Source organism: Nocardia albiluteola (genome assembly GCF_018860155.1).
Taxonomy (GTDB): Bacteria; Actinomycetota; Actinomycetes; order Mycobacteriales; family Mycobacteriaceae; genus Nocardia; species Nocardia albiluteola.
The window spans coordinates 216,709-241,500 of the sequence record NZ_JAHKNI010000005.1 but is presented as its reverse complement, the minus strand read 5'-3'; the positions used below and the strand labels follow the sequence as shown (position 1 = coordinate 241,500).

Annotated in this window: 27 protein-coding genes and 1 pseudogene; 12 read left to right on the top strand and 16 right to left on the bottom strand. The window is 66.9% G+C overall.

Going from position 1 to position 24,792, the window contains the following annotated elements; all coding sequences use genetic code 11:
* Positions 1-21 precede the first annotated feature (21 nt).
* Together KO481_RS17025 and KO481_RS17020 are read left to right on the top strand one after the other, a co-directional pair.
* The gene (locus KO481_RS17025) at positions 22-522 is read left to right on the top strand and encodes a Cif family virulence factor (protein ID WP_215918138.1); all 501 of its coding nucleotides are present in this window, start codon (positions 22-24) and stop codon (positions 520-522) included.
* Positions 519-1,865 carry a hypothetical protein gene (locus KO481_RS17020; protein ID WP_215918137.1) on the top strand — a complete coding sequence of 449 codons (1,347 nt, stop codon included), beginning with the start codon at positions 519-521 and terminating at the stop codon, positions 1,863-1,865. The genes KO481_RS17025 and KO481_RS17020 overlap by 4 nt, the downstream gene beginning before the upstream one ends.
* Positions 1,866-1,911: 46 nt before the next feature.
* On the opposite strand, the gene KO481_RS17015 is transcribed toward KO481_RS17020, so the two are convergent.
* Positions 1,912-2,304 (bottom strand): hypothetical protein, encoded by a 393-nt coding sequence (locus tag KO481_RS17015; protein ID WP_215918136.1) that lies wholly within the window; start codon positions 2,302-2,304, stop codon positions 1,912-1,914.
* 356 nt (positions 2,305-2,660) lie between these two features.
* Positions 2,661-3,227: a DUF4245 domain-containing protein gene (locus KO481_RS17010; protein ID WP_215918135.1), complete on the bottom strand. Its 567-nt coding sequence runs from the start codon at positions 3,225-3,227 to the stop codon at positions 2,661-2,663.
* A gap of 184 nt (positions 3,228-3,411) precedes the next feature.
* On the opposite strand from KO481_RS17010, the gene glpX reads away from it, so the two are divergent.
* The 5 genes from glpX to KO481_RS16985 all read left to right on the top strand — a co-directional run bounded on the left by glpX (position 3,412) and on the right by KO481_RS16985 (position 6,920).
* Positions 3,412-4,455 carry a class II fructose-bisphosphatase gene (glpX, locus tag KO481_RS17005; protein WP_215918134.1) on the top strand — a complete coding sequence of 348 codons (1,044 nt, stop codon included), beginning with the start codon at positions 3,412-3,414 and terminating at the stop codon, positions 4,453-4,455.
* Positions 4,456-4,567: 112 nt separating this feature from the next.
* Positions 4,568-4,867 carry a type II toxin-antitoxin system Phd/YefM family antitoxin gene (locus KO481_RS17000; protein WP_215918133.1) on the top strand — a complete coding sequence of 100 codons (300 nt, stop codon included), beginning with the start codon at positions 4,568-4,570 and terminating at the stop codon, positions 4,865-4,867.
* The gene (locus tag KO481_RS16995) at positions 4,867-5,259 is read left to right on the top strand and encodes a type II toxin-antitoxin system VapC family toxin (protein ID WP_215918132.1); all 393 of its coding nucleotides are present in this window, start codon (positions 4,867-4,869) and stop codon (positions 5,257-5,259) included. Before KO481_RS17000 ends, KO481_RS16995 begins: the two co-directional genes overlap by 1 nt.
* Positions 5,260-5,463: 204 nt before the next feature.
* Positions 5,464-6,303 carry a hypothetical protein gene (locus tag KO481_RS16990; protein ID WP_215918131.1) on the top strand — a complete coding sequence of 280 codons (840 nt, stop codon included), beginning with the start codon at positions 5,464-5,466 and terminating at the stop codon, positions 6,301-6,303.
* A complete protein-coding gene (locus KO481_RS16985) occupies positions 6,300-6,920 on the top strand; it encodes a class F sortase (protein ID WP_308166648.1) in 621 nt (206 codons plus the stop codon). Before KO481_RS16990 ends, KO481_RS16985 begins: the two co-directional genes overlap by 4 nt.
* Before the next feature lie 109 nt (positions 6,921-7,029).
* Here KO481_RS16985 and KO481_RS44780 read toward each other — a convergent pair.
* Positions 7,030-7,386, bottom strand: a pseudogene (locus KO481_RS44780) (AraC family transcriptional regulator ligand-binding domain-containing protein); the annotation flags it as partial.
* Between the two features lie 442 nt (positions 7,387-7,828).
* Here KO481_RS44780 and KO481_RS16980 point away from each other — a divergent pair.
* The 4 genes from KO481_RS16980 to KO481_RS16965 all read left to right on the top strand — a co-directional run bounded on the left by KO481_RS16980 (position 7,829) and on the right by KO481_RS16965 (position 14,833).
* Positions 7,829-8,602, top strand: a complete 774-nt coding sequence (locus KO481_RS16980) for a class I SAM-dependent methyltransferase (RefSeq protein WP_215918130.1) — start codon at positions 7,829-7,831, stop codon at positions 8,600-8,602.
* Positions 8,603-10,333: 1,731 nt separating this feature from the next.
* Entirely contained in the window at positions 10,334-12,139 is a 1,806-nt protein-coding gene (locus KO481_RS16975; protein WP_215918129.1) for a MarR family transcriptional regulator, read from the top strand.
* A 477-nt stretch (positions 12,140-12,616) separates the two neighbouring features.
* Positions 12,617-14,215 carry a hypothetical protein gene (locus tag KO481_RS16970; RefSeq protein ID WP_215918128.1) on the top strand — a complete coding sequence of 533 codons (1,599 nt, stop codon included), beginning with the start codon at positions 12,617-12,619 and terminating at the stop codon, positions 14,213-14,215.
* A gap of 153 nt (positions 14,216-14,368) precedes the next feature.
* Positions 14,369-14,833: a hypothetical protein gene (locus KO481_RS16965; protein WP_215918127.1), complete on the top strand. Its 465-nt coding sequence runs from the start codon at positions 14,369-14,371 to the stop codon at positions 14,831-14,833.
* A 270-nt stretch (positions 14,834-15,103) separates the two neighbouring features.
* Here KO481_RS16965 and KO481_RS16960 read toward each other — a convergent pair whose 3' ends face one another.
* The 13 genes from KO481_RS16960 to KO481_RS16900 all read right to left on the bottom strand — a co-directional run bounded on the left by KO481_RS16960 (position 15,104) and on the right by KO481_RS16900 (position 22,925).
* Positions 15,104-15,784 carry a hypothetical protein gene (locus KO481_RS16960; protein WP_215918126.1) on the bottom strand — a complete coding sequence of 227 codons (681 nt, stop codon included), beginning with the start codon at positions 15,782-15,784 and terminating at the stop codon, positions 15,104-15,106.
* A 210-nt stretch (positions 15,785-15,994) separates the two neighbouring features.
* Positions 15,995-16,219, bottom strand: a complete 225-nt coding sequence (locus tag KO481_RS16955; protein WP_215918125.1) for a hypothetical protein — start codon at positions 16,217-16,219, stop codon at positions 15,995-15,997.
* A gap of 242 nt (positions 16,220-16,461) precedes the next feature.
* A complete protein-coding gene (locus tag KO481_RS16950; RefSeq protein WP_215918124.1) occupies positions 16,462-16,890 on the bottom strand; it encodes a hypothetical protein in 429 nt (142 codons plus the stop codon).
* A 352-nt stretch (positions 16,891-17,242) separates the two neighbouring features.
* Positions 17,243-17,905: a hypothetical protein gene (locus tag KO481_RS16945; RefSeq protein WP_215918123.1), complete on the bottom strand. Its 663-nt coding sequence runs from the start codon at positions 17,903-17,905 to the stop codon at positions 17,243-17,245.
* Positions 17,906-17,942: 37 nt separating this feature from the next.
* Positions 17,943-18,191, bottom strand: a complete 249-nt coding sequence (locus tag KO481_RS16940; RefSeq protein ID WP_215918122.1) for a hypothetical protein — start codon at positions 18,189-18,191, stop codon at positions 17,943-17,945.
* A gap of 142 nt (positions 18,192-18,333) precedes the next feature.
* Positions 18,334-20,124, bottom strand: a complete 1,791-nt coding sequence (locus tag KO481_RS16935) for a ParB/RepB/Spo0J family partition protein (RefSeq protein WP_215918121.1) — start codon at positions 20,122-20,124, stop codon at positions 18,334-18,336.
* Positions 20,125-20,265: 141 nt separating this feature from the next.
* Positions 20,266-20,685 carry a hypothetical protein gene (locus tag KO481_RS16930; RefSeq protein ID WP_215918120.1) on the bottom strand — a complete coding sequence of 140 codons (420 nt, stop codon included), beginning with the start codon at positions 20,683-20,685 and terminating at the stop codon, positions 20,266-20,268.
* Between the two features lie 172 nt (positions 20,686-20,857).
* On the bottom strand, positions 20,858-21,253 hold the full coding sequence (locus tag KO481_RS16925; protein WP_215918119.1) for a DUF6573 family protein: 396 nt from the start codon (positions 21,251-21,253) through the stop codon (positions 20,858-20,860).
* Positions 21,254-21,336: 83 nt separating this feature from the next.
* A complete protein-coding gene (locus KO481_RS16920) occupies positions 21,337-21,642 on the bottom strand; it encodes a hypothetical protein (protein ID WP_215918118.1) in 306 nt (101 codons plus the stop codon).
* A gap of 107 nt (positions 21,643-21,749) precedes the next feature.
* The gene (locus tag KO481_RS16915; protein WP_215918117.1) at positions 21,750-22,112 is read right to left on the bottom strand and encodes a hypothetical protein; all 363 of its coding nucleotides are present in this window, start codon (positions 22,110-22,112) and stop codon (positions 21,750-21,752) included.
* A gap of 25 nt (positions 22,113-22,137) precedes the next feature.
* Positions 22,138-22,332 (bottom strand): hypothetical protein, encoded by a 195-nt coding sequence (locus tag KO481_RS16910; RefSeq protein WP_215918116.1) that lies wholly within the window; start codon positions 22,330-22,332, stop codon positions 22,138-22,140.
* Between the two features lie 79 nt (positions 22,333-22,411).
* Positions 22,412-22,642 (bottom strand): hypothetical protein, encoded by a 231-nt coding sequence (locus KO481_RS16905; protein ID WP_215918115.1) that lies wholly within the window; start codon positions 22,640-22,642, stop codon positions 22,412-22,414.
* Between the two features lie 22 nt (positions 22,643-22,664).
* Complete coding sequence (locus KO481_RS16900) at positions 22,665-22,925, bottom strand: hypothetical protein (protein WP_215918114.1); 261 nt, start codon at positions 22,923-22,925, stop codon at positions 22,665-22,667.
* A 925-nt stretch (positions 22,926-23,850) separates the two neighbouring features.
* On the opposite strand from KO481_RS16900, the gene KO481_RS16895 reads away from it, so the two are divergent.
* Positions 23,851-24,603 carry a hypothetical protein gene (locus KO481_RS16895; protein WP_215918113.1) on the top strand — a complete coding sequence of 251 codons (753 nt, stop codon included), beginning with the start codon at positions 23,851-23,853 and terminating at the stop codon, positions 24,601-24,603.
* The last annotated feature ends 189 nt before the right edge of the window (positions 24,604-24,792 follow it).

Here is a 24,792-nt window from a genome sequence, read left to right as displayed (position 1 = left end):
AAATGATTGGAGCACAGCAGAATGCACACCCGACCTACGCTCGGTGATCCAGCACGGGTCACCATCGCCCACGAGGTGGCCACACGGTTCGCCGAAGGGCTGCAACAGTCCGGCGCGGCAGGCGACGCGGACGGCTACGACGCCGCTTTCGCGGCAGACGTGGTGTGGGGCAGTCCATATGGTGCGTCGGTAGCCGGCTACACCGAATTGAACGCCATTCACCGCCGCTTGATGAATGCACAGGTCGCGCCGCCGTCGCACTTCGAAGTCGTCGGCGCGACGTCGCCCGCGCCGGGGGTCGTACTGACCCAGATCTCCAGGCTCGCCACCGAACCGGGCGGATTCTCCGAGATCGCCCTGTACGTACTGGTCGAGCGGGATGGCCGATGGTGGCTCGCGGGAGCCCAGAACACGCCGATCACGCAGCCACCCCAGCGAACCGGATCCGGTTCGGCTGCTCCTGGTGCGCATGCGGCGCGCAAGAGTGGTGCCAGCGCGGCCGTTCAGGATCGGTTGTCATGACAGAGAATTCAGATATCCGGTTGGGCGTGGTCCGGGGCATCCAGTACGGCCTGGTCGAGGAGACCGACAACTTCACGCCGCTGGTACGCAAGCTCGGGGCCGGTGGGGTTCGGGTGTTCTTCTACTGGTCGCAGCTCGAAGCCGAACCGGGACGATACGACTGGTCGGCCGTGGACGCGGTGCTCGCGCAGAGCGACGAGGACACCGAACTGTGGTTCACGATCACCGCGTCCTCGCTGTGGGGATCGACCCGTGCCACCGATTTCCTGCCCGCCTCGACGCCACACGACCCCGACGGCTACGACGCCATGGTGCGCGCGCTGGTTGAGCACTGCGGCGGCCGAGTCCGGTACTGGCAGTGCGAGAACGAACCGTCGAACGGATTGTTCTGGGCGGACTCGGCCGACGACTACGTCCGGCACCTCGCCCGCTTCCAGGCGGCCGTCAAAGCCGGCGATCCGGCGAGCCAGGTCGTCCTCGGTGGCTGTGTACCAGGCATTTTCGCGAACATGGAGGAGCCGGATTCCGAGCGTGAGTTCTTCCTGCATGTGATCGGCGCCTGCCACGACTACTACGACGTATTCGATCTCCACCCGTACGGCGACCCGTACCGGACACCGGTCATGGTCGAGAACGCCCGGGCCGCACTGCGCGCCGCAGGCGGCGAGAAGCCGGTCGTGATCGGCGAATACAACGGTCCGCTGCTCTTCGAGTTTCCCGAGGTGTACGGCGAACTGACCGACGTGCTCGCCACCGAGCCCATGCGGCCCTGGCACGCTCTGACCATCGCGGACTTCCGTTCGGGACAGACCATCATGCAGGAGACTCGCGCCGCGATGGAACGCCTGTACGAGCGCATGCCCGAATTACCCTCCGCCCTGCAGATGTTCATGCTCGACTGCCCGCCCGAGGCGGAGGCCGAATGGCACCGGCGCAACGCCGATGACATCGTGATCCGCAATATTCTCGCGCTGTCGTGCGGCATCGACCGCACCTTCTGCTGGCAGCTCGGACCCGACACCCCCGAACCCGCGGAACGCTATTCGTTCCTGGGCCTGCTGTTCCTGAAGTTCGCGCTCTTCGGCTACGACGAGCACCGGCGCCCGGTCCGCTACTCGAGCGCGAACGCCCTTACCGAGCTGACCTTCCGCCTCGACGGCGCCAAGGCCGTCGAGCGAATCACCGTGCAAGACCGGCCCGATGCCTACATTTACGATCTCGTCGGCGCAGAATGGCAGGTCGGCTGGTTGCGCCGAGAGGACCCAACGGCCGAACCGGAACCACTGGTGTGGAACGGAACCGCACTGAGTCCTCGGCCGGTCTACGTGCGCGGCGGCCACTGAACAGCTCATTCGCCGCGCCCGTGCATCGTGAAGGCGTTCGGCTCGGCTATGTCTCCGCCAGCAGGCTCACCAGCCGCTCGTGCACGACCCGCCAATTGCCCGGCGCCAGATCGTCATCGGCAAGCATTTCCAGCGTCCGAACCACCTGCAACAGCCGAATACGTTGCGCGAGAAGTGGTTCGGCCGGATCGATGCCCATTCCCGCCAGGAACGAGGGCCAGGCCGCGGCCAGCACGTAATCGCCGTGGGCCAGCACCGCCGGGCGGCCGTCGAACAGGGCGGGCAGATCGGCCAGCGCCCGCTCCAGATCGGCGGTTTGCTCGGCGGACAGGGCCGGGGCCAGGCATTCGGCCCATGCGTCCGCTCGTGCGCCGAGATACCGCGGGCGGGCCCACATGTCGTCGAGTTCCACATCGGCGCACGGTCGAACACGATCCACGGCGGATCCTCCTCGACCTCGAACCGGCGGATGCGGGGTATCGCAATCCCCTTGTCCGCGGCCGGATCTCGCAGCGCGTCCATGATGCGCATCCGGCGTTCCGCGTCGGCGCCGCGGCGGTACAGCTGCGACACCACCCGGGAGCCGTCGGCCAGGGTCACCACCGCGGTGTCGTGCTGCGTTCCCCACGTCGCGGGCGCAGCGTCGATAATCGGCTGATCCAATACCTGTTCGAGCCAACCGAAGTCCGCACGATCCACCCGGCCAACGTTAACCGAAATGGGCCCACGTCAACTGCGGGTTGCGCTGATCGAATCGCACGGCCGCGCCCCGACGGAGCGAAACCGCAGGCCGGATCAGGGCCGCAACGGCTGGGCCGCATCGACGGCGCCGGCGAGGGTCGTATATGCCGCCTGGTTGCCGGCGCCCTTGATCAGCACCCGGACCGTCCCGAAGTCGGTGATCCATGCGGGCTCGGAGCCCTGCACGTGGTAGACGGTCCACTTCTGGTCGCCGACCTGCTGTGTGCCCGAGGGGCTGCGGGTCTGCAGGATGTGATCGGCCAGGGCCGATCCCGACGCATCGGACTGGGTCAGCTGCATGTACGTGCCCTGCGGTGTGATGAATCCGACCGTGCTCACCGGCCCCCCGGCCGCACCGGTGATCGTGTCGTGACTGCCGGAATTGGGGTGCCAGTCGCCCGGCAGGGCGGGCTCGCGGATCGGGAACGGCAGCGTGTGCGCGTCGTCCTGCAGCGCCGCCTTCGCATCGAAGTGCGGAATGTTGCCCGGTGTCGGACCGCCCGCCGAGACGCTGCACTGCCCGGCCAGGGCGGCGAATCCCACACAGATCAGCAGCAGCGGAATCAACGACCAGAGCAGGTCACGGTAGTCGTTGAGGATGCGGGGTTTGGGATTCGCCACACGGCCAGTATCCACCTCCGGCCGATTCCCCTGTCATGCCCCCGAACGCCGGGAGGCACACGTCACAGCCCGCCGACCAGCGCGGGTTCGTTCATTACGGAAGTGGAACGGCAGTACCCGACGGTCCCGTCCAACCGTTCTGCGACAATTTACGCAGCAGTAGACAACGAGGAGGGCACCGCAGATGACGGCACCTACACCCGGAACCAGCCGCCGTGAGGCCCCGGACCGCAACCTGGCCATGGAATTGGTCCGGGTGACCGAGGCGGGCGCGCTGGCCGCGGGCCGCTGGGTCGGCCGCGGCGACAAGGAGGGCGGCGACGGCGCGGCCGTGGATGCGATGCGCCAGCTGGTGCACACGGTGTCCATGCGCGGCGTGGTGGTGATCGGCGAGGGCGAGAAGGACGAGGCGCCCATGCTGTACAACGGCGAGGCAGTCGGCGACGGCACCGGCCCCGAGGTCGACTTCGCGGTCGACCCGATCGACGGCACCACGCTGATGTCGAAGGGCTCCCCGGGCGCGATCGCGGTGCTCGCGGTCGCCGAGCGCGGCGCCATGTTCGACCCGTCGGCGGTGTTCTACATGGAGAAGATCGCGGTGGGCCCCGAGGCGGCCGACGCGATCGATCTGGCCGCCCCGATCTCGGAGAACCTGCGCCGGGTGGCCAAGGCCAAGGGCTCGTCGGTGTCCGACCTGACCGTCTGCATCCTGGACCGGCCGCGGCACACGCAGCTGATCAAGGACGTGCGCGAGGGCGGCGCCCGGGTGCGCCTGATCAACGACGGCGACGTGGCCGGCGCGATCGCCTGCGCCCGCCCCGATTCCGGCATCGACATGCTGATCGGCATCGGCGGCACCCCCGAGGGCATCATCGCGGCCGCGGCGATGCGCTGCATGGGCGGCGCGCTGCAGGGCCGCTTGGCCCCCACCGACGACGCGGAGCGCCAGAAGGCGCTGGACGCCGGGCACGACCTGGACCGCATCCTGTCCACCGAGGATCTGGTCGCGGGCGAGAACGTCTTCTTCTGCGCGACCGGCGTCACCGACGGCGACCTGCTGCGCGGCGTGCGCTACTACGGCGGCGGCGCATACACCCAGTCCATCGTGATGCGCTCCAAGTCCGGCACGGTCCGCATGATCGACGCCTACCACCGCCTGACGAAGCTGCGCGAGTACTCCTCGGTCGACTTCATCGGCGACGAGCACGCGGTCCCGCCCCTGCCCTGAGACCGAACCGAATTCACCTGCCCGCCTTCGTATATCGAGGGCGGGCAGGTTCGTTCTAGCGGCCGAGCAGTAACCCGCTCTCTGTCCCACATTTTTGTGCCACAATGGCGACATGACAGCCATTCCGATCCGCGAACTCTCGCACCAGACCGCGCGGACCATGGCCCGGGTCAAAGCTGGCGAAACAGTAGATATCACCGAACGTGGCAAGGTCATCGGCCGAATCGTGCCGGTGGACCCGTCTCACGAGGTCCGGGCCCGACTTATCGCCGAGGGACGCATGCGACCGTCGACGCGCAGTCGCGCGGACCTGCTCGCCGACCTCGATCGTCGACTTGCTCAGGAGCCGGTCGACCAGCAAGCGCGAGGCAGCGCTGCGTTGCAGCAGCTCCGCGACGACGAGCGCTACTGATGCTCTATTTGGACACCAGCGCTGTCATGAAGCTGGTCCATCCGGAAGCCGAAACGGTTGCCCTGCGGGAGTGGCTCGGCCAACATCCTGATCTTCCTTGGGTCGCGTCCTCATTGATCGAGGTCGAGTTGGTTCGCGCGGTCCGAGTTGCGGACCCTGCCCACCTCGTCCACATACCGACAGTCCTGGCGAGGCTGGAAATGTTGGAAATCGATGGCATTGTGCGAGGCAACGCCGCGGCTGTGTTACCGGCGACAGTTCGCAGCCTGGATGCCATCCACCTCGCCACGGCCTTGGAAATCGCCGCCGATCTCACCGCGGTCGTCACCTACGACAAGCGCTTCGGAGAGGCTGCCGAGACAGCCGGGCTGAGGTGGGCAGCGCCTTCCTGATTCCTACTCGCTCCTGAGACCCCGAGCTGGTAGCCGCACACAGGCGGCACACGGCAAACTCCCCGTAACGGCGTCGTCGCCCGGTACGACAGCTAAGACAAATCGTGTCGGGAATGTCCTGGAAGCGCAGGGAAGATGTCAGCAAGATTCGCACGGGCCGCGGCGGTTGTCGCGGCGGCAATTGCGGTGGGTACGCCTACTGCCATGGCGGCCCCGACCACCACGGCGCCAGCGCCCGTTCCGGGTGTGAACCTGGGCGGTAATCTCGGCGGCGGGCTCACCCTCGGCGGCGGCGTGGGGGCCGGTACGACCGGTGCGGTGACGCCGAGTGGCATTCCAGGGGCAAACCCCGGTGCCGGGATAGGTCTGAACGGCAATACCGGGGCGGGCATCAATACCAGCACCGGCGCGGGCATCAACGTCAACGGCGGCACCGGCGCGGGGATCAACACCGGCACAGGTGTGGGTGTCAATGGCAACGGCAATACCGGCATCGGCATTACTCCGAGTGCGGGCGCGGGCATCCTCGGCAATGGCCAGACGGGTATCGGCCTCAACGGCGGCACGGGCGCAGGCATCAACGGCAACGGGCAAACCGGCATCGGACTCAACGGCGGCACCGGCGCGGGCATCAACGGCAACGGCCAGACCGGCATCGGCCTCAACGGCGGCACCGGCGCCGGTATCAACGGCAACGGCCAGACCGGCATCGGCCTCAACGGCGGCGTCGGCGCGGGCGTGAATGGCAACGGCCAGACCGGGATCGGACTCAACGGCGGTATCGGCGCGGGCGTCAACGGCAACGGCCAGACGGGTGTCGGTCTGACCGGCGCGGCGTTGGGCGGCGTCGACCTGGCCGGCGCCGGTGCGGCCGCGGCGGGACCGGATGTCGCGTACGGCATGAGCATCCCGGCCGACGCGACCGTCGGTATCCCCGGCGGCACGGTGGTCACCGACCAGGTCCCGCCCGGCGGTTACGTGATCCCCAAGGGCGCACCGGACACCGGCGCCGGCGGCATGGCACAGCAGGTGAGCGAGCAGTGAACGGAATCAAGTCCGGCGCAAGGCGTTTCGGTGCCGCCGGAGCGGCCGTGGCGATCGTCGCCGTGCTGGTCACCGGCTGCGGCTCGTCGAGCAGCACGCCGAGCGGCACGCCGACCAGCCACGCCGCGGCGACCTCCACCGGCGTACAGACCGCACCGCCGATCAGCCGATCGACCCCGGTCTCGTTCAAGATCGCCTCGATCAATGCCTCGGGATCGCTGATCTCGGTGGGGCTCAACACCGATGGCTCGGTTCAGGTGCCCGCCAACTATCAGCAGGCCGGGTGGTACCAGAAGGGACCGGCCCCCGGCGAACAGGGATCGGCGGTGATTCTCGGTCACGTCGACTCGTACAAGGGCATCGGCGTGTTCTTCTCCCTGAAGCACGTCAAGTCCGGCGACATGATCGATGTGACCCGCGCCGACGGTAAGACCGCCCACTTCAAGGTCACCGATGTGCGGATGTACCTCAAGACGCAGTTCCCCGACCAGCTCGTGTTCGGCCCGCGCGGCGGGGCGACCCTGCAGGTCGTGACCTGTGGCGGCCAGTTCGATCAGGCCACCAAGAGCTACGAATCCAACGTCGTGGTCTATTCGTCCCTGCAGTCGGTGACCTGAGCACCGGGCGGATCCCCGGCCGGGCACGGGGATCCGCCGATCGCACCTGAACCGCCATCGCGCGCCCGCGTCCCCCGCCGTCCAGCAGGCTCAGATCGGTGGTGACCTCGTCGTCGGACTCCTGCACGGCATCGAAGCGCAGATTGGTGGTGGTGACATGGCTGTACGCGCCGGTCGCCGCCAGTCCGGCGGCCACCGTCGGCGCGGTCAGGAACAGGTAGTCGATCAGCCCCAGCTGACCCGGCGTGTACGCCTGCGCGGCGCGCAGCGCGACATCGGGATCGCGCAGTTCGTGCTCGACCAGCTCCCACAGCCGCAGGTACCGGTCGGCCGGAAGCAGCGCGGTCGAGCTGGACAGCGCCCAGTCCGCCGAGCCGGCCTCCTGAGCCAGGCGATGCCGCTGCGCGCCCGAAAACCCCCGCGACGTCAAGGGGAAACCGGAACAGCAGGACAAGATCGACTCCACGCCCTGAATTATCGGCCACTTCGGCCTACGATTCGACCGCCGAATTCCGCGCCGGCTCGTAATCGACGGCGGGAGTGGTCCTTCGGTGCAGCGTCGAAACCCGTGCTGCGCAATGCGTTCGGCCGGTCCTCCGTCCCACGCGCGGCTCGCACCGGCCTAGGCTCGGAATCATGAGCGACGACGACACGCAGTCCCGGATCGAACACGACACCATGTGTCGTCACGATCGGCGCTGACCTACCGATCTAGCCAAGATCAATTGTGGGCCTAGATTTTTCAGATCCCCCGAGTTCCCGGGACGTCCTCGGAGTTCCCTGGAGTTCCACCGATCCCAGATTTCATCGGACTCGCCGGATCGGTTCAGTCCTGCGATTGAGCATCGCCGTCGATTTCACTTGTCGGACAATGAAGCCATGACTGAACACCTGAAGGATGGCCGACCATGAGTGCAGAGGTGGGGACGATCGACTGGCAAGGATGGCTACGGCGCTGGGATGCCCAACAGGAGGGGTATGTGCCCGAGCGCGAGGCCCGGTTCACGGCGATGTTCGATGCGGTCGCGGAGCTACTGCCTACCTCCTTCGTGGCAGTAGATCTAGGCTGTGGGCCAGGGGCAATAAGCCAGCGGCTGCTCGCGCGATTTTCGGGGGCACGCTCAGTTGCGGTGGATATCGATCCGGTTATGGTGGCCCTCGGGCGGGGTGCTGTCGGAACGGTTGACGATCGGTTGCGTTGGGTAGAGGCGGATCTGTCATCGCCAAACTTGCTGGAAGCAATAGGCGAAACACAGGTGGACGTCGTCCTCAGCACCACAGCCCTGCATTGGTTGCAGCCCGACGCACTGGCCCGTCTTTACCAGGACCTTGTCCGACTTCTACGGCCCGGTGGCCTCTTTCTCAATGGAGACAACTTGGCATATCCTCCGGCTTTGCCGACGTTTGACCAGCTGAGTCATCGTGTCCTGAAAGCACAGTGGTCCGATACCTCCTTTGCCGAACGCGGAATCGAGACCGCAGAGCAATGGTGGGAGGCGCTGGCCGAAGAGCCCGGATTCAGGCCCCTCATCGCTGAGCGCGCTCAGCGTTTTCAGGGTAAACAGCGACCAGGCCAAACGGACGTCGACGCCCATATCGAAGCGCTGAGCGCCGCAGGCTTCAGCGAGATCGGAACAATCTGGCAGGTCCTTTCGAACCGCGTGCTGCTGGCAGTTCGCTAGGCCCCGACACTCGACTCCTCACCGGCATCTTCGCCACCCGCGTGGCTGGCGGCCAGGATCAATCCCACATCATGGCGAGCGACCACCGTCACCGTAGAATCGCTCATCGAACGGACGACCGTGTTGCCGACGGCCAAGGTCGACGAGATCGATGAGGCCCTGCGGCTTACTGCTCACCCATGCGAATCGACCCCTGATGCGACGGCCAGGCTCACCGAGATCCGGGATGCGCTGCGGCGGGGTGAGTTCCAGGACTAACTCGCACATGTCACGACGACTCAGATTGTGGTCGGCGGTGTACCTCTCGGCTGCATCAAGGCCTCGTGGAGGAACTGCCATCGCGTAGATCACAGCAGGGAGTAGCTCGTGCCCAGTGACTGCTGACCAGGTGGTGAGCTGGCAGTTGACGCTGGTCGGCCGAGGTGAACCCTATGCAGGGCATACCCCCGCCCAGCAACCGTCGTTGCCGTGGTCACTGGCAACGACGACGGCGCGAGTTCGACCGGTACTCCGTCCACGACCGGCGGCCGCGTGCTTCGAAAAAGTCTAGGGCGCCGCGGCCACCGTCACGGCCGAACAGCGAGGTACTCAACCTGCCTTCAGGCCGGCGGCAGGCGCAGGTCCGTGACGCCCGCCCGCTAAATTCTTCCCCACGCCGATGTGCGAATCCCCTCACGCGTGGCGTCCCACGCGCGGCTCGCACCGGCCTAGGCTCGGAATCATGAGCGACGACGACACGCAGTTCCGGATCGAACACGACACCATGTGTCGTCACGATCGGCGCTGACCTGCCGCTCTGGCCGAGATCTATTGTGGGTCTGGATTTTTCAGGTTCCCGCGTGTTCCCGGACTGTCCTCGGAGTTCCCTGGAGTTCCTCCGAATCCGGGCTTCAAAGTTGGACTGAAAACTGCACTGCAGTTCCCGGCATGTCCCTCATCGACAGCTCCGGCGGATCGACCCACGCGGCGTGTCGCGCTAAAACATCATTGGCGTGTCTTACTACTCGGCGATCGAGCGGCAACCGTCCGCATTCACGCCGGTGGCATATCTCCACGGTCGCGTCCTCGCTCAGTGAAAGTGACGAGGGGCCCGCTGTATCTGGCGAGCCTGAACAACCTTCTGGCGATGGCTCAGTGGTCTGGACCGGCAGTCGGTCCATTGCTTCCGCTGCTTCCGCCTACGCCAGATTCATAGAGTCGGGGCGCGCTGGCTCAGCGCATCTGGCGAAGCGCAGCCAACAGCGCGAGCGTTCGCCGTATTCGCAGCACCGGGCCAGTTTCGTACGCACGCAGCCCTCCAGCGACAAGCGGCACCAGCTTGCCGACCGCTTCGTGACCCCTCAACGACGGGAGGTGCTAGTCGAGCCCGATTGATACGGACTCACCTGCCAATGCCCCAGAACAACTGAACCCTTCTTCGACTCAGTGTTCGGAGGGTGCACCGCAGACCCTTGAAATGCCGAACGCTCCCGGTTCGTACCCGAGAGCGCCAGCCTGGATGGGGAGCGATTTAGCCGATCGCAGCCGCCGGTGAACTCTCCAGCACCGACCCCCATCACAGGACCAGGCATGCTGTTTGAGCCCAGGCCCAAGGGTACCGCGCGCCCTGCTCCCGACACAACGGGATCACTATGCAGCGGCCCCTGGCTTCCCGGAACCGATTCCCGCGCCGCGAAACTGGCCGTTCCGCCTCACCACTCCTCGACTTTCCTTCTTGCTCTCGAGCGAGTCATGTACCTCCCGCAGTTCGTCTTGATCGACGAAGACAACAAGTGCATCGCGACGGTCGACAGCCTCGCCGCCGCCAGGCGCGCGGTCGCTGAGGGATCAGCGGCGTCGGCTGGCGGCCGGATTTCGCGATGTCTGCTGGTCGCCGATATCGATGCCGAGTTGCCCGAGATCGGCGACGCGTGCGCCGAGCCGATGATCGCCTGGTGCGAGCGCCACAGGCTCCCATATTTGGTGCGCGACAGCGGAAGAGCTGGTGGCCGCCATGTCATCGCGCTGATCACCCATCGCGCCGTGCCGGTCGACGAGTGGGGACAGCTGTGCCTGGACGTGTCGGATCGGTGGGGCGGTGTGGTCAGTGATCGCACCGGGATGGTGTTGCGGCTCTTGACCGCCCCGCACAGGCTCGGATTCCGAGCCCCGGTGATCGCCTGCACGATCACCCCACGAGCCGTGCAGGACGCCCTCCAGCAGCCATCGGGCACGCACCGCCCGAAGAAGGCTGGCCGTGGCAAGCTGAGGGCGAGCACACGGTTCGATCGGTCTGCCAGTGAGTTCGGCGTCACTTGCGCGATGGTGCGCCGCGGCTTTGCGCGTCAGGCGGCCTGGAGCGAGCTGGTGCGGCTGGCGGGGCATGCCGCCGAACGCGGCGAGCGATGGTTTCACCGCTACTACTGGCTCCCAGCCGTGACTGGGGTAGCCGCCGAGCGCGGACTGACAGACGACGCCGCGTGGGAACTGGCTCAGCGGGCATGTCCAGCTGTCTGCCGCCGGCGCGGTCGTCGTTGGTGGCAAGGCTTGTGGGACCGCGCCGTCGCCGAGGCTGCGACCCCCCGTCCTCGGCGCTATCGCTCTCCAGGACAGGCGATGTGTACTCCTGCGACTCCCGGCATCGCAGAGGAGGTCGCAGTGGTGCGGCGCGGCCTCGCTGAGGCGGTCCAGGTCGAGTATGCCGATCTGGATCCGCGTCGACGCCGGAGCGCCAGAACGCTGCTCTGGCACCTCGCTGTTGCGATCGTGAAGCGCGAGGGGTCGATCTCGATACGCGATTTGGCGGAGCGATCTCAGCTCGACCCCAGCACGGTCCAGGCCGTGCTGCGCACGGCCACGGAGCGCGGCCTGTTGGTGATTGCCCGGCCATACAGCGGCGGGCCACGTTCCTGCCAGGCATACGGGATCGGCTCTGCAGCAAGGGTTTACGTGGCAGCGGCGCGCAAGATCGTTTCTCCGCACACTAGCTGTAGCACCCCGGCCCCACACGGCGCTGCGAATCTGGCGCGCCTCGCTGTCTCCTTCGCTTCAGCGCGGAAACGATGGGCGCAGCGCAACGACGTGCTCGCGGTCTTGGCCCCCGGTGAGCGTCTGGCAGACAGCCGCCATCCGGCCGCACGACTTCTTCGGTCGCTGTGGTACCAGCAGAAATGGTGGCAGTCCCTGACCAGCCTGGAGAAGGAGGCACGGCGCCGCCAGCGCCGCGCCTACCTCGGCGGCCTGCATCGATCTGCGCGGTCTGCGTGGTTCGACTGGCTGGATCGGCGGTCGGACATAGTGGCTGCGAGGGACCGGATCGCCACGCACGCTGCAGATCCGGTCGATGTGGTCGCCGTGCTCGCTGCGCCGCCGGTGACTGTCCATCGCGGGCTGCATGGCTTTCCTCACGCCGACTGCAGCACGGTTCGCGGCCGTTACCCGCGATACGACCCCATGCGAGACCGGCGGGCAATCCATCACCGACCTGCGGCAACAGGCAACGGCCAATGGGCCACAGCCGCATCAAGTTTCCGGATCGACAAGGAGATACGCCAGTGACGGAGAGCCCGCGGCGTGTATGCCTGCCCTGGGGGTTTCGGCCAGCCGGTCAGCGGATCCGTGCCGCCTGCTCGTGCGGTTTCACCACCACTCCGCGCGCGAGCAGGGACCGCGCGTTGGACGCGTTGCTGGCTGAGCACGGCCACACTGACGCCACCTGTGTGTTGTGCGATCGCGATCATCTTGAGGGGTCGTCCCTGCGCCAGTGGGATGCATTGCGCAACTGGCGAATCGAGATCCTGTCCGACGGGCACGATTCGTTCGTCGTGTGCCGCGGCATGCCGCGATCCTGCCGAGACGGAGCCGCCCGGAAGCAGCTGCGCTTGGATAGCGAGGTTGCGGATGCCTTCGGACTCGCCCTTCCCCGGCCGAGGTTGCGCCTGGTCTAGCCACTCACCTGATGTCCCCCGGCAGACCGTGGAACCAGGCCACGGCTGCAACAGTCTTCGCCTCATTCAGCACACAGGAGAGCTACCCATGAAATACCTGCCGTTCCACAACGGCGCATCGACGAAGCCCGAACCGAGCTTCCCGGACGGGGCCACAACGACCTCCGATTCCGGCGCCGTGGAAAATCACGAGGTCGCGGACCTGGCTCACCGGGTCGCGACCGCCCGAGGGAAGGTACCTCTGCAATCCGATCCGGCGCTGTTCGCCGAGCTGTCCGAGGCGGAGATCGCGGCCGAACGAAAACTCGCCGAATGGATGAGAGCCCGCCGGCGCCGGCAGCGCAGGCGCGCGGTCACCGCCGAGCTGACCGCCGAGAAGCGGGACCGCCGCGTCGCGCTGGCCCTGCGCCGCGACGACGAGGACGATGCGCGCTGGCATCGCCGCGCGCTGGCATCGCGGCGGCGGGTCGCCAATCCCGATGCGCGCCTTGCCCAGCTGTACCGGCGCGCGGAATGGTCCTCGCGCGCGTTGATCGGCGTCGTCGTGCTGGGCATGCTGTGGGCCGGCGTGAACGTGCAGCACAACCTGGTGCCCAGCGGCGATATGGCCGATCCGCTGTACTGGCTCAGCTACGGTTTCGAGGCGATGATCTCGATCCCGATCATCACCATCATGGTCGTCGCCACCACCGCCGCCCGCTGGGGCCGCGAAATCGCCCGCGGCAAGGTGGTTTTCCTCGAGGTCGCGCTGCTGGGCGTCACCATCGCCCTCAACGCGGGCCCGCACCTGGCCGCCGGGGCCCTGGCCCGCGCCGCCGAGGCCGCCGTGGCCCCGGTCATGGTCGGCGTGGTGATCTGGCTGCACGCCTGGGTCTCCATCCGCTACGCAACGCTCATCGATGTGGCTGGATCCGCCGCCCCGAGCGGTTCGGTGGACACCATCGCTACGCTCGTGGAGCAGGTTTCAGATGGCCGTGTAGCAGCGACGTACGCCGAGCAGAGTGTGCAGGTTGGTGCTACGGATACCGAGCAGCCCGTTACGAAAGCGTGGTGCGAGTCGTCTACCGGTGTGTCGGTCGTGCCGGGCGTCGCACCGCCGGGTCGGCAGGGCGCCGGTACATCCGAGCCGGGAGCTACGTATACCGCGCAGCATGCCGCTTCGGCGTCAGCCCAGGTGACCTGGGAATTGACCCGCGAGTCCGATCGATCGCGCCCTACAGAGCAGGCCGTCATGAGTGGTCAGGCCAGCCCCGCTACCTACACCGAGCACGGGTTCGGGACCGAATATCAGGCGACCGGCTCGGTTCGTACCGGGAGTGGTCACCAGCCGTACGAAGCCATTGCCTCGACTGCCACCGCTCCGTGGGATAGGGCCTTCGCAGGGTTCGGCGACGCTCACGATGACGTGCTCGCTACACGGAGCGACGACGAATCGGCCGATGCCACGGTAGAAATCCGGGGTCTGGCGGCCGAGGTCCGCCAGCTCACTCACGCCCGCAAGTCGATCGACACCGTGGCCGAAGTGCTCTGGCTGCACAGGTCCGGCGCGGGAACCCCAGCACAGATTGCCCGGAGATTGGGAGTGAACTTCAACAGCGTCAAAGGCTGGATCTTGACCGCTGAGCGAATCACGACCAAACGTGATGCCGTCGTAGTGCAGATCCGGCCGCGGTTCCAGGCCGAGTGACCCCTAGCGCGAGCCATCCAGCCGGGCTCGCGCTCCCCCTTACATAACGCCGTCAGGCTCCCGCTCTCGGAATCCTCCCGAGGGCAGCCTCATCCCAACGATCTCGGCGCCGTCGCCGAGCAGGTAAGTCGGTCAGTGAAAGGACTCCACAAGTTGCACGAGCATACGTACATCCAAGCCGGTGCCGATATCGACACGATCATCAGCCAGGGCGATGAGGCCGAACTGATGGCGGTGTGGACCACATATCACCGCATCCAGCTCGATCGCGCGGCCCTCGCCGGTATCCGCGACAACGACGCTCCTGTGCGGGAGGACTCGCCGTATACCGGGGCTGAGATGCGGCAACTCTTCGGCGATCGTCTGGCCGAGGTTGCCGCGGTCAGCCCAGCGCAGGCCCTGGCGGCGAACCACCGATTGGTCGAGCTGCTCACCGGCCGCCGCTGGTGGGTCATGCGCGACGCGCGCGAGGCGGGCGATAGCTGGGCCGAGGTCGGGGCCGTGCTCGGGAGAACCGCGGCCGCCGCCCTCGACTGGTACTCCGACAAGATCGCGCGGCAAGAGCGGTACGTCGGGTCGCACGATGGCGACCGCGCCCGCGCTGTTCTCGACGACTGACGCATGTGAATTGCAGCGGTGCGGCGCGCAATCCCGTGCGCCGGGCGACTCAGGTTCCGGTGGCCGCGATGGTGGGTGGGTCGGGCGGAGGAGGTGACTGGTGCTGAGCTGATCCGTATAGGTGCGGCACGGAGCGTAGCGGAGTTCCTTTTCGCGGTGCGCATACCAGGGCCTCCCGGTGGTCGGGTGTGCCGCCGGGCAGGGTCCTGCTGTCCGGCGGCGGGGGAGATTCGCCTTTCGGTCGAGCCGGTTCAGTCGAGATGGCCGGTTTCAGGCGGCGGTTTTCAGGTGGTGTGGGTGGGTGGCGTGTTGGTGTAGGGCTGCGAGGCGGCGGCGGTGTGTGGCGAATTTTTTGGTGGCGGTGTGGTCGTGGTTGTCGAGGTCGGCGAGGGGGGCGTGGGCGTCGGCCATTTGGGCTGTGCGGAGGCCGTGTTCGCTTTTGCTCCGGCGGTAGGCGTCTTCGACGACGTCGTGGGCGGCGGCCCAGGGGTTGATGGGCATGTGCATGGTGTGGATGGTGGTGATGTAGAGGACGAGTTGCCGGAAGGTGGGTTGCGGGTTTGTGCCGTGGGGGTCGCGGGCGCGGGCCATGATGGCTTGGGGTGTGGGGTCTTTGCCTTCGGTGGCGAGTTGGCGGGCGAGGTGGACGACGGTGGCGGGTAGGTGGCCGTGGAGGTCGGTGTCGGTGATGTGGGTGAGGATTTGTGCGGCTTGGGGTGCGGTGAGGGTGAGAAGGGCTGCGGCGAGGTTGTTTTCGGGCTCGGCGGCGGTGATGGCGTCGGCGGTGAGTTGTTCGAGAACGGCGGTGTAGACCTGGGCGAGGTGTTGCGGATCCGGGGACGGGCCGGTTTCGGTGTGGCGGTTGGGTCCTCGCTGTATGCGGTTGTTCCGTGTGGTCGGTGGTGCGGGGTGGGCCGTTTGCCGCGGTCGGCGCTCCGAGGTGTCGGACATCGGGGTCTCCTGGGTGGTGTCGGTGCGCGGGATCGACTCCCGCGGCGGGTGATGGTGAGTGGCTGTTCGCGGTTCGCGTGGAGCGCGTCGTCGACTGGGGCGTGGCCCGTTGTCGCGTATTGGCGAACGTGTGTGTTGTGGCCCGGGTGACCGCAGGCCCGGGGATGGCGGGCTGGGGTTTGCACGCGTCGGGATGTACTGGTGATTCGGCTACGAGCGGCCTGTGCTGAGGGCTTGTTCGACGGCAGTCAGTGCATGTTGCAGCGCGGCGGCGAATGCATGCAGCGTCCGGATTTCCTGCTCGGTGCGGGGTCGGGTTCCTTCGGCGGCGCGGGCGGCCGGGTACCCGAGCTCTCTGAGCGATCGCTGGTCGTGAGTGCCGTATATCAGCGCGAACAGCGTGTCGGCGGGGCTGGGGGTGGTGTCGCTGGTCATCATGGTTTTCCTTGGCAGGGTGGCGATCCGGACCGTGTACGGGCGTGTCGGTCGAGGTCCGGATGTTGCTCGGTGACGGTGATGGTCGGGGTGTGGATGGTGGGTGGGCCGGACGCGCACGGTGATCGGCGCGGATCTTGACCGGAATAGTTCGGCACGGAGCGCAGCGGAGTTCCACTCCCGCCTCCGGCCGGCCGGGAGTGTGCCCGGTCGGCGCGGGGCTCGTGCGATGAGGGGGTTGGTCAGGGCTGGGCGGGCAGGATTTCGTCGGCTCGGTCGGCGAGGGCGTTGATGATTTTCTGCCAGGATGTTGCCCGGTGGTCGGGGATGTGGAAGTCGTATCGGCTGGCGATAACGTTTGTGGTGGGGTCTTTCTCGGCGTCACGGTCGTCGCCCTCGGACCGGCTGCGCCGGTATGTCGAGCCGGGGATGGTCCACAGCGGGTTCCACGCGCGCCTGGCGGGGTCGAACACTTCGACGGTGAAGGCGAGGTGTTCGGTGTAGTCGGAGATGAACGGCAGGGTGAATCGCACGGTGTCGCCGCTCGGGTGCTTGCCGATGACCTGGACGTGGTAGTTGCTGGACCGGGCTCCGATTGCTCGTCGGCGGTGGATGTCTTCGGTGGTGATCGTGGGTGCCCAGGGGTGGCGGGACTGGGTGTGGTCGGTCATGTCTGGTGTCTCCTGGTTCGTTGGTGAGGTTCGGCCGGTCCGGGCATGTGCCCGATGTCCGCAGCGCCTGGAGGTGGATGCTGGGCCCGTGTTGAGGCCGTGGTGCACGCGGTCGCCGCGCGGAGCGCGTGCACCGCGGGGCATTGCCACCGCTGCGTGATGGTGAACGCGTGTGTCGTGCGCGGGTGACCGCAGGCCGGATGCCTGAGGTGAGCGGGCTGGGGGTTGCCCGCTGAAAGGGCTGCACGGCGCGCCAGCGCCGTTCCGTTTGCCGGTTACGCGCCGGCACCCCGGCGGTTGGAAACAATGGCGTGGCCGGGGCGGCGCGGGGGCTGGCCGCGCCGCTGGCGGTCTATCGCTGGGGTGTGCGGGTGAATTGGTGGTAGTCGGTGAGGAAGCCGTGGGCGAACTGGACGGCGTCGGTTCCGTATTCGGCGGGGCCGGACAGGTGGATGTGGAAGGCGGGCAGGTCGCCGGATTCGCTGCACACGATTTGGTTGGTGTCGATCAGTACGCGGGCATCGTGGAATGTCCAGGTGCGGACGTAGGTGGATTCGTCGTCACGGATCGAGCGGGGGTCGTTCATACCCTCGCTCATCGTCTCCAGCAGCGCGCGGCGGGCGCGGTCGATCTGGTCGGCGTGTTCCTTGGCGGCGCGGCAGGTGGTGAGCGCGCGCCGGATGGCGGCGATGACATCGCACCGCACGGCGTAGGCCAGGTCCTCGATGGGCGCTCGGGTGTCCAGGGTGGTGCTGTAGAGCGCGTGGCCCCGCTCGGGGGCGTAGTCGGCTAGGGCGGGGTCGGTGCGGGCGACGCTGCCGGATGCCTGAAAGCTGCCCTGGTCGGGGTTGGGGGCGATGGTGACGGTCACTCCGTCGGGGTTGGACACGATGGCGTGGTCGGGATGGTCGGGATGGCGTGCGGGCTTCCATTGTTCGTCGGTGACGGTGGAGATCCGGTCGGCGAGTTCGTAGGCCAGCACGCGGATATCGGTGATGGCGGTCGTGACGGTCATGGTGTTGGTGGTCTCTTCTCGTGCGGGATGGTCGGGTTCAGGGGCGCTGTGCACGGGTGATCTCGTACTCGAGCTGACATGCGCAGTGCTCCCGGGCGCTGGCGAATGTCCGCAGCAGGGTGGGGCCTTCGGCTGTGGAGTCGGTGGTGCCTGTCTTGGCCAGTGCTGCGCGTATTTCGGAAGCATCGGCGCGCCAATGCTCGGTGAGTTTGCTGATGGCGGTGGTCAACTCGGCTAGGCGGGCGCGGGTCTGGGCGGCGGGCAGTTTGGCGGGAGTCGTTGTCATGACTGTGTTTTCTGCTTTCGGGATCGGCGCGGCGCGCCGATGGTGGGTAGCGGCGGTCGCGCGGGTGTGGTTTCGGTAAGGCTGTGGGCCGCGCCCTGCCTGGTCGGGCCGGGCGCGGCGTTCACCTGATGAACGGGGCCGATTAGGCAGCGGCCGGACGGTCCTGGTCGGCGTCGGCGCTGCCGGGGCGTGCGGCGGGCCGGGTAGCGATCTCGGTCAGGGCGTCCTCGAGGGAGGTTTCGCCGAGTGTGACTCGGTCCATGATTCCCCGCTTGTGACCGGTCGAGGCCAACAGCGACAGGTATGGGCGCGAGATCGTCATGTCGATCATGTTGTGAATGTGACTGCGTTGCTGGGCGATTCGCCAGTAGTTGGCGGTGCGGGGCTCGCTGATCTCGCGCTGCATGAGACGTTCGATTGCGCCCATGGCCAACCCGATTTCGTACTTGTCCAACTGGGCGGGCTTAGTCATTTTCGCGATCGCGCTCCCGTCCTTGATCTTGCTCGCGGGAATGCCCAGTAGTTCCGCGCTGATGGCACGTGCCCCGGCGTCGTCGAAGATCCCCGGCAGCGCGCTTTCCAGCGCACTACGCCATTTGCGGGCCTCGAACAGCAGCGCCGGGTATGCCTTCGCCTCCTTCGTTCCGGCCTTGGGTGCGGTCTTCTGCAACCATTCGGCAGCGGACTTGCGGCGCGCGATGGTGTCGTACATGGCTTGCTTGTTCAGTTTCCCTACCTGGGCGGCGGTGATGCCGGTCTGCTCGCTGCGCCCCGGCTTCACGCGGGTGAATCCGGCACGCCGGTAGTCCAGGCAGTAATACAAGGGGGTGAACCGGTCTTCGCTGCGCACGTCACGCGCGTGGTAGAACCCTTCGCGCGCTTCGCGTTCGGGGTCGCCGTGAGTGGCCAGGTCTACCCGCCGCTCCTCGATCTCCTGTCCGGTCGCTGTGAGCACGCTGACTTCGTGGTGCGCGAGGTAGACCGCCCACTGAGACGGGGCGATATCGGCCTCTGTGGGCTCGGTGCTCTCGGCGGTGCGCAGCTGCGCGAGGGGCGTGCACTGCTTGTGGTCCGCTTCGCGCGGGTGGTGCTCGAGAATCCGGAATCCGCGCTGGCGGTAGCTGGCGGCTTCGGCGTCGCGCAGTGCTGTGACGCGGCGCTCCTCGCGCAATTCCTCGAGCTTGGCGACGAATCGGCCGTTTCCGGCCCGCGATGCGTACCGCAGTTCATTCATTGCGTCGGGGTCGTCGTCGAACTCGGCGGCGTCGGCGGCGTGGAGCAGGTTCATCTGTCCATCGATCGCGCGGTTGCGGGCCTCGGTGCTGCCCGACAGCGTGCGCAGCGCTTGGGCCTGCTTGCGGTCGGTGATGCCCAGCGCGCGCAGCTTGGCTGTCTTCTCCCGCGCGGGCAGGTCCAACCCGGCCAATTCCTCTTGCGCCGCATAAAGTTCGGCCTTCGTCAGTTCCACATGGTGGACGTTGGCGGGCACCTGATCTACCAGCAGGGCCGCGCGTTGCTGGTCGGCGGTCCCCTCCGGGGCCTTCTGCAACAGGACTTGGACCGTGGTCAGTCTGCCTTTGCGGGCTCCCAGGATCCGGCGCTGTCCGTCGATGATCTGTACGATTCCGTCCGGACGCAGAAACGCCGAGGGCAGTTGCCGGTATCCGGCTTTCACCGATTCGACGTAGTCCTCGGTCAGCGACGCGAGGGCGTTCGCGAGTTCGCGCGGGTTGCTGCCGATCACGACATGCTTTGGATTGACCTTTTCCGGGATGCGGGCCTCCGGGTCGGCGGCCAGAGCCGCACCGATCGCCGCGATACGTTCCGGGTCCAGCGGTACCGGAACCGTTTTCATCCAGTCCTCGCTTGCGGCGGGCGGGGTGGTGCCGGTGTCGGGTTCGGTTGTGGTGGTGGTCTTTTCGATGGTGGTCATATCGGGTCGGTTCTCCTATTGGTGAGTGGTCCGGCCCGGCTGGATAGCGACCAGCCGGGCCGGGGTCCGGGTTGAAAACAGTTGTGTCGGTGCGCGATCGGGCGCTGGCGGACCTCGGGCTCGTGGGCGGCGCGCCGATAGTTACTGCTCGCGCGGGGTGATGCCGGGCCGGTGGGCTGCCGGGTCGGTGTCGGCCTCTATGCCGCACTCGCGCAGAACATCTCGTGCGACTCGGGCGGATTCGCTGTCCTGTGGTTCCTGGGCCAGTACGGCGCGTGCCCAGCGGATCAATCCGTCGATATCCGGCGTGATGTCGAGCGTGCCCGGATCATGCGCCGAGTCGGTCGGTTCATCGACGGTCGGACTGCTGACCGGCTGTGTCTCGGGTGTGGCCGTGTGCCAGTTGGCGGGGTCGTCGTCGATTCGCTGGCAGCACGGCTCGCAGTAGTACTCGCCGGTGTCGCGGATTTTGTGTGCGGCCGGTATCCAGCGCGCGTTGTTCGGGCAGTTGTCGGTGCGGCACATCCCATTCCATTTGCCGCGCGTGGTTGTCGTGGTCATCGGACCTCAGTCCCCGGTCCTCGTGTCGATGCTGGTCATAACGGGTCGTTCTCCTGCTGGTGAGTGGTTCGGCCCGGCTGGATAGCGACCAGCCGGGCTGAACCTGTGTGCGAAAATTGGTGTGTCGGTGCGTGATTGGGCGGACTGCGGGCTCGTGGGCGGTGCACGGGGGTTACATGTCGCGCGGGGCCATGATGGTCAGCACCGGTTCCGGGGTGTCGCCGGGTCCGCAGTGCAGATACAGCGTGACCGGTTGCGGGCGGGTGTCGGTGCTGCCATTGACCAGGCGCAGCACTTCGAACTTCACTTCCGATGCGTCGCGGTCGCGCAGTGCGGCCCATCTGGCCATCATCAGGACATCCCAGGTGCGGCCGGTGATGGATTGGCCGTGTTCGCCGTCCTGGTCCCAGGCCACCGCAGCGGCCCAGGCGTGTTGAGCGATGGCGACCGGGATGGTGAATCCGGCTTCTTTCGCCAGCTCGGTCACGTCGCGAAGTACTTCGTCGGCGATGGCCTGGGCGCGGGTGTAGGTGTGGATGATCTCCCACCCGGTGGCATCGAAATCCATTGCTTTCCTTTGCGGTAGAGGATGTTTCGAGATTCGGTGATGGGCGCGCCCGGGTGGCGCTCGGGCGCGCCGGTCGGGCCGGTTCATCCCTGCGCGGTCTGGGCGGCGTAGTAGGCGTCGGCGACGTGCTGGGCGGCGTCCCAGGGAATGCGCCGCTTGGTCGCTCCCGCGATGTCCAGGTGCCGGACGGTGCGGTAGGTGCTGGCACCGGAAGCGCGGGTCCGCACTTCGATGGTGGGTACCGGAGTCCACCGGAGTTCGGCGTCAGGGGCGCTGAGTACCCATCCGGGCACGTGCGCGAGGGTCAACAGGTGGGTGGTTCCATCGGCGGCGGTGAACTGCCAGGAACTGGAGCCGATGCCTTCGCGGAAGATCAGCGGGGTTGTCATAGCGGGTCGCTTTCTCCTACAGTGGGCGGCGAAGGCCCGAGCCAGATAGCGACTGGCTCGGGCCTTGCCACATCGGTAGGGGGTTGTTCGGCGGTCGGGGTGTCTGGTCAGTCCAGACGGGACCGGATGGTGACCGCATGCAGGAACTCGCGGCGGTCCCGCCCGAACAGGGCTGGTATGCGCCGGTTGAGCGCGCTGGACAGGGCACGCGATGCCGGGTGCAGGGTGTGCCCCGCACGGGAACCGAACGGGTGGTCCCACTCGGTGACGGCGTCAGGCCTCATGTAGCAGTCGACGAACCATAGGCGCTCGCCATGCAGGCGAGACACGAAACTTACTGCCCCGTCCGGGTTCTGGACGGTCCCTAGCCATCCGTGAAAGTAGAACGGCTGCGGCTCACCGGGTGAGCGCACACTGTCCGCTAGCGCGGTGAAGCTGAACGAACGAGCAGCGATGATGGTGAATTCCATTGCTGGGCTGAACCTTTCACATGGTTTACAGAAGTGCGCCGGTGCGTCCGGCCTCGCGTCCGCGCGCGGAGGACAGGCCGTAGCGGAGGGCGCGTCCGTCCTTGCACAGCGGGCCGGTATTGGGGTTGGGCAATCCCCCACCGGGGCAGCAGATCTCGCAGGTTTCGTTGTGCGCGTACAGTGCGTCGACGTATTCGGGGACGGTTCCGGTGAACGCCATGGCGTTTCTCCCTTGTATGAGCGGCCCCGGCCCGGCTGGATAGCGACCAGCCGGGCCGGGGCCTGACACAGGATGTTGGTTAGCGGCTGGCGGGTGTCGTGGTGACGGACCGCAGGTAGCGGCGGGCGATCAGAATCGCCTTTGCCGCAACTGGGGTGGGGTGACCCAACAGCGTTCCGTCGGCCGATTCGGGCCAGTACAGACGGCGCGGTTCGCCCTCGGGCCATCCGGTGTAGACGGTGGCCCTGTGGTTACCACGCCGCACGATGTGATGCGGCTCGACGCCGGGGATATGTTCGCTGCCTGCCATAGGTTTTCGTTCCTTTCCGGGGTCAGGCGAGAATGGTTGCGGTGAGGATGCCGTGGTTGTTGTGGCGCAGGATGAGCGAGAACCGCGCGGGGGTGATCACTCCGGCCGACAGCGTCATGGTCTGGATCGTGAGGTGGCGAATTTCGCTTATCCCGACCGGAACCATGGCCGCGACGGCGGCGGCGAACACCCGTGCGTAAATATCCGGGGGGATGGCGTTCTCTATCCATGCCCTGCCGACCGCGAGGCGGTGGCGCTGCGCCAGGTCGGTGATATCGACCAAAGCGAATTCCCTCGAATTCTTATTCGAATTCAAAGTGTAGCCCTTTCCATGAATTGTTGCGTGGATTTCCGCAGGTATCCGGCGGAATCGGTGAGCGTGTGCGCTACGGCAGGTCACCGCCTGCTCTGACCTGGGACATGTCCGAACCATGGGAGGTTCGCCCGCTCGGATGCGGGACCGGGCCAGAGCGCGCACACGCTCTCAGGCTCACACTATGAAGTTCTCAAACAACGCGATCAGGAAGGTGATTTCGACGCGGGAGCCGCCCGGCTCCCCTTTCGATTTCCTTCCCTCCGACCTTGTAGTTATAGTCTAACATGTACCGGTTTCGTTTATTGAATTAAATAGGAGGTCATCGCTGTGAGGTATTTCTCTGTTTTTCTTTGTTGTTTCTGTTGTTTTTGCGGTTTTCGGGTGGCCTTTGGAGGTCTGCTCCCGGCGAGGGCGGGGGTTCCGGGGGCAGCGCCCCCGTGCACGCCCGCCAGGGCGTGGAGTCTTTACCGGGTGACTGGCCACTGTGCGGGGGGGGTGGTGTTGTTTCTTTGGGTGGGCCTGGGGCGTCTCCGATCACTGCTGGCCGGTGGGGGCAAGCCGCAACGCTCTTCTGCGGCTTGCCCCCACCGGCCAGCAGTGATAGCCCCGAAAAGGTCCACCGAAGGGACCACCGCCGCCCTCGGGACTGGCACCCGCGCGAGCGCAGCTCGCGGAGACGAGCACCCCACGCCGGCCCGGAGCGGGATGCGGTGGTGCGAGCAGACCCGGTGGCCCCAGTCCTTGCGTTCGAACGCAATTCGCTGCCGGTGGTTCCGACGAATTCCGATGCCAGGGCGGCCCCGAATACGATAGGCGCTGTTGTTTCCATCGAATCGGTTTCTCCGGCCCAGGTATCCAGGCGCGGCGAGGCCCGGGACAGAAAGGGCGCGCGGTGACCGAGGAGGACGTGGTGACGACGGTGACGACCAAGCAGATGCAAAAGCAGTTCTCGCCGTTGTCCAAGGCCGCCGCCGCGCACAAGTTCGTGATCGTGACCTGGGACGGGGTGCCGGGCGCGGTGATGGTGTCCCCGGACGCATGGGACAGCGCCCAGCGCGAGCACCAGCACCTGGCCGTGCCCGAATCCTGCCGTGAGCACTGGCCCGCCACCGAGGTCCCGGCCAAGCTCGCGAACCTGCACGAGACACTGACTGCCGGACGGCACGTGGCCGCGGTCGCGCGCGGGCGGCTCCGCGCCTGGCTCACGCCCGCGCCGTGGGCCCGGCAGGCGTTCCCGCTGCTGGGACTACTCGACCCGCAAGCTCCTGCTGCCGCCGACCAAGTGCTCGTGGTGTACCGCAGCCGCCGTGCCGTACGGGCCTGGCAAGAACAATTCGCCGACCACACCGACCCAGACCGGGAAATGGACAGACGCCTATCCGCAGGCCCCACCACCATCCCGGCCGCGCGCCGCACGCAACTACGCGCGGTCGTCTACGTCCTGGAAGGTGAAATCGTGCGCGTCCGCGGGCTCGACCCGGCCGGTGAATGGACCGAGTTGCCCGGCGGCACACTCAGTCTCGCCCCCATCACCGACCCCCTGAGCCGCGCCGACATCGATCATCTGCTGCCTGGCCTGGGCATGTACCCCGGACAGCAACGGTCCGCCGCATCGGGTGTGCGCCGGGAATTCCTCGACCTCTGACCCATGCGAATGCCGTCCAGGCAGGCCGTGGAAACGCGAGCCGCTACCTGTCCGGCATCGGGGCGCTCGGGCGTTACCCCTTCCAGCGTTCGTCGGCCGGGAGGTGAGCCTGCGGGAGCTGCGGGGTTGGGGGACGGCTTGGTGTCGCGGTAGCTCTGGTCTTCTTCGGATCTCTGCATCCGGGCACTG

Coding starts and splice junctions, on each gene's coding strand:
- KO481_RS16955 (WP_215918125.1), bottom strand. CDS start 16,219: ATGACCAGCGACACCACCCCCAGCCCCGCCGACACGCTGTTCGCGCTG.
- KO481_RS16920 (WP_215918118.1), bottom strand. CDS start 21,642: ATGACAACCCCGCTGATCTTCCGCGAAGGCATCGGCTCCAGTTCCTGG.
- KO481_RS16995 (WP_215918132.1), top strand. CDS start 4,867: ATGCTCTATTTGGACACCAGCGCTGTCATGAAGCTGGTCCATCCGGAA.
- KO481_RS16975 (WP_215918129.1), top strand. CDS start 10,334: ATGTACCTCCCGCAGTTCGTCTTGATCGACGAAGACAACAAGTGCATC.
- KO481_RS17000 (WP_215918133.1), top strand. CDS start 4,568: ATGACAGCCATTCCGATCCGCGAACTCTCGCACCAGACCGCGCGGACC.
- KO481_RS16915 (WP_215918117.1), bottom strand. CDS start 22,112: ATGGAATTCACCATCATCGCTGCTCGTTCGTTCAGCTTCACCGCGCTA.
- KO481_RS16980 (WP_215918130.1), top strand. CDS start 7,829: ATGAGTGCAGAGGTGGGGACGATCGACTGGCAAGGATGGCTACGGCGC.
- KO481_RS16935 (WP_215918121.1), bottom strand. CDS start 20,124: ATGACCACCATCGAAAAGACCACCACCACAACCGAACCCGACACCGGC.
- KO481_RS16970 (WP_215918128.1), top strand. CDS start 12,617: ATGAAATACCTGCCGTTCCACAACGGCGCATCGACGAAGCCCGAACCG.
- KO481_RS17025 (WP_215918138.1), top strand. CDS start 22: ATGCACACCCGACCTACGCTCGGTGATCCAGCACGGGTCACCATCGCC.
- KO481_RS16990 (WP_215918131.1), top strand. CDS start 5,464: ATGGCGGCCCCGACCACCACGGCGCCAGCGCCCGTTCCGGGTGTGAAC.
- KO481_RS16925 (WP_215918119.1), bottom strand. CDS start 21,253: ATGGATTTCGATGCCACCGGGTGGGAGATCATCCACACCTACACCCGC.
- KO481_RS16960 (WP_215918126.1), bottom strand. CDS start 15,784: ATGTCCGACACCTCGGAGCGCCGACCGCGGCAAACGGCCCACCCCGCA.
- glpX (WP_215918134.1), top strand. CDS start 3,412: ATGACGGCACCTACACCCGGAACCAGCCGCCGTGAGGCCCCGGACCGC.
- KO481_RS17020 (WP_215918137.1), top strand. CDS start 519: ATGACAGAGAATTCAGATATCCGGTTGGGCGTGGTCCGGGGCATCCAG.
- KO481_RS16945 (WP_215918123.1), bottom strand. CDS start 17,905: ATGACCGTCACGACCGCCATCACCGATATCCGCGTGCTGGCCTACGAA.
- KO481_RS16940 (WP_215918122.1), bottom strand. CDS start 18,191: ATGACAACGACTCCCGCCAAACTGCCCGCCGCCCAGACCCGCGCCCGC.
- KO481_RS16910 (WP_215918116.1), bottom strand. CDS start 22,332: ATGGCGTTCACCGGAACCGTCCCCGAATACGTCGACGCACTGTACGCG.
- KO481_RS16905 (WP_215918115.1), bottom strand. CDS start 22,642: ATGGCAGGCAGCGAACATATCCCCGGCGTCGAGCCGCATCACATCGTG.
- KO481_RS16950 (WP_215918124.1), bottom strand. CDS start 16,890: ATGACCGACCACACCCAGTCCCGCCACCCCTGGGCACCCACGATCACC.
- KO481_RS16930 (WP_215918120.1), bottom strand. CDS start 20,685: ATGACCACGACAACCACGCGCGGCAAATGGAATGGGATGTGCCGCACC.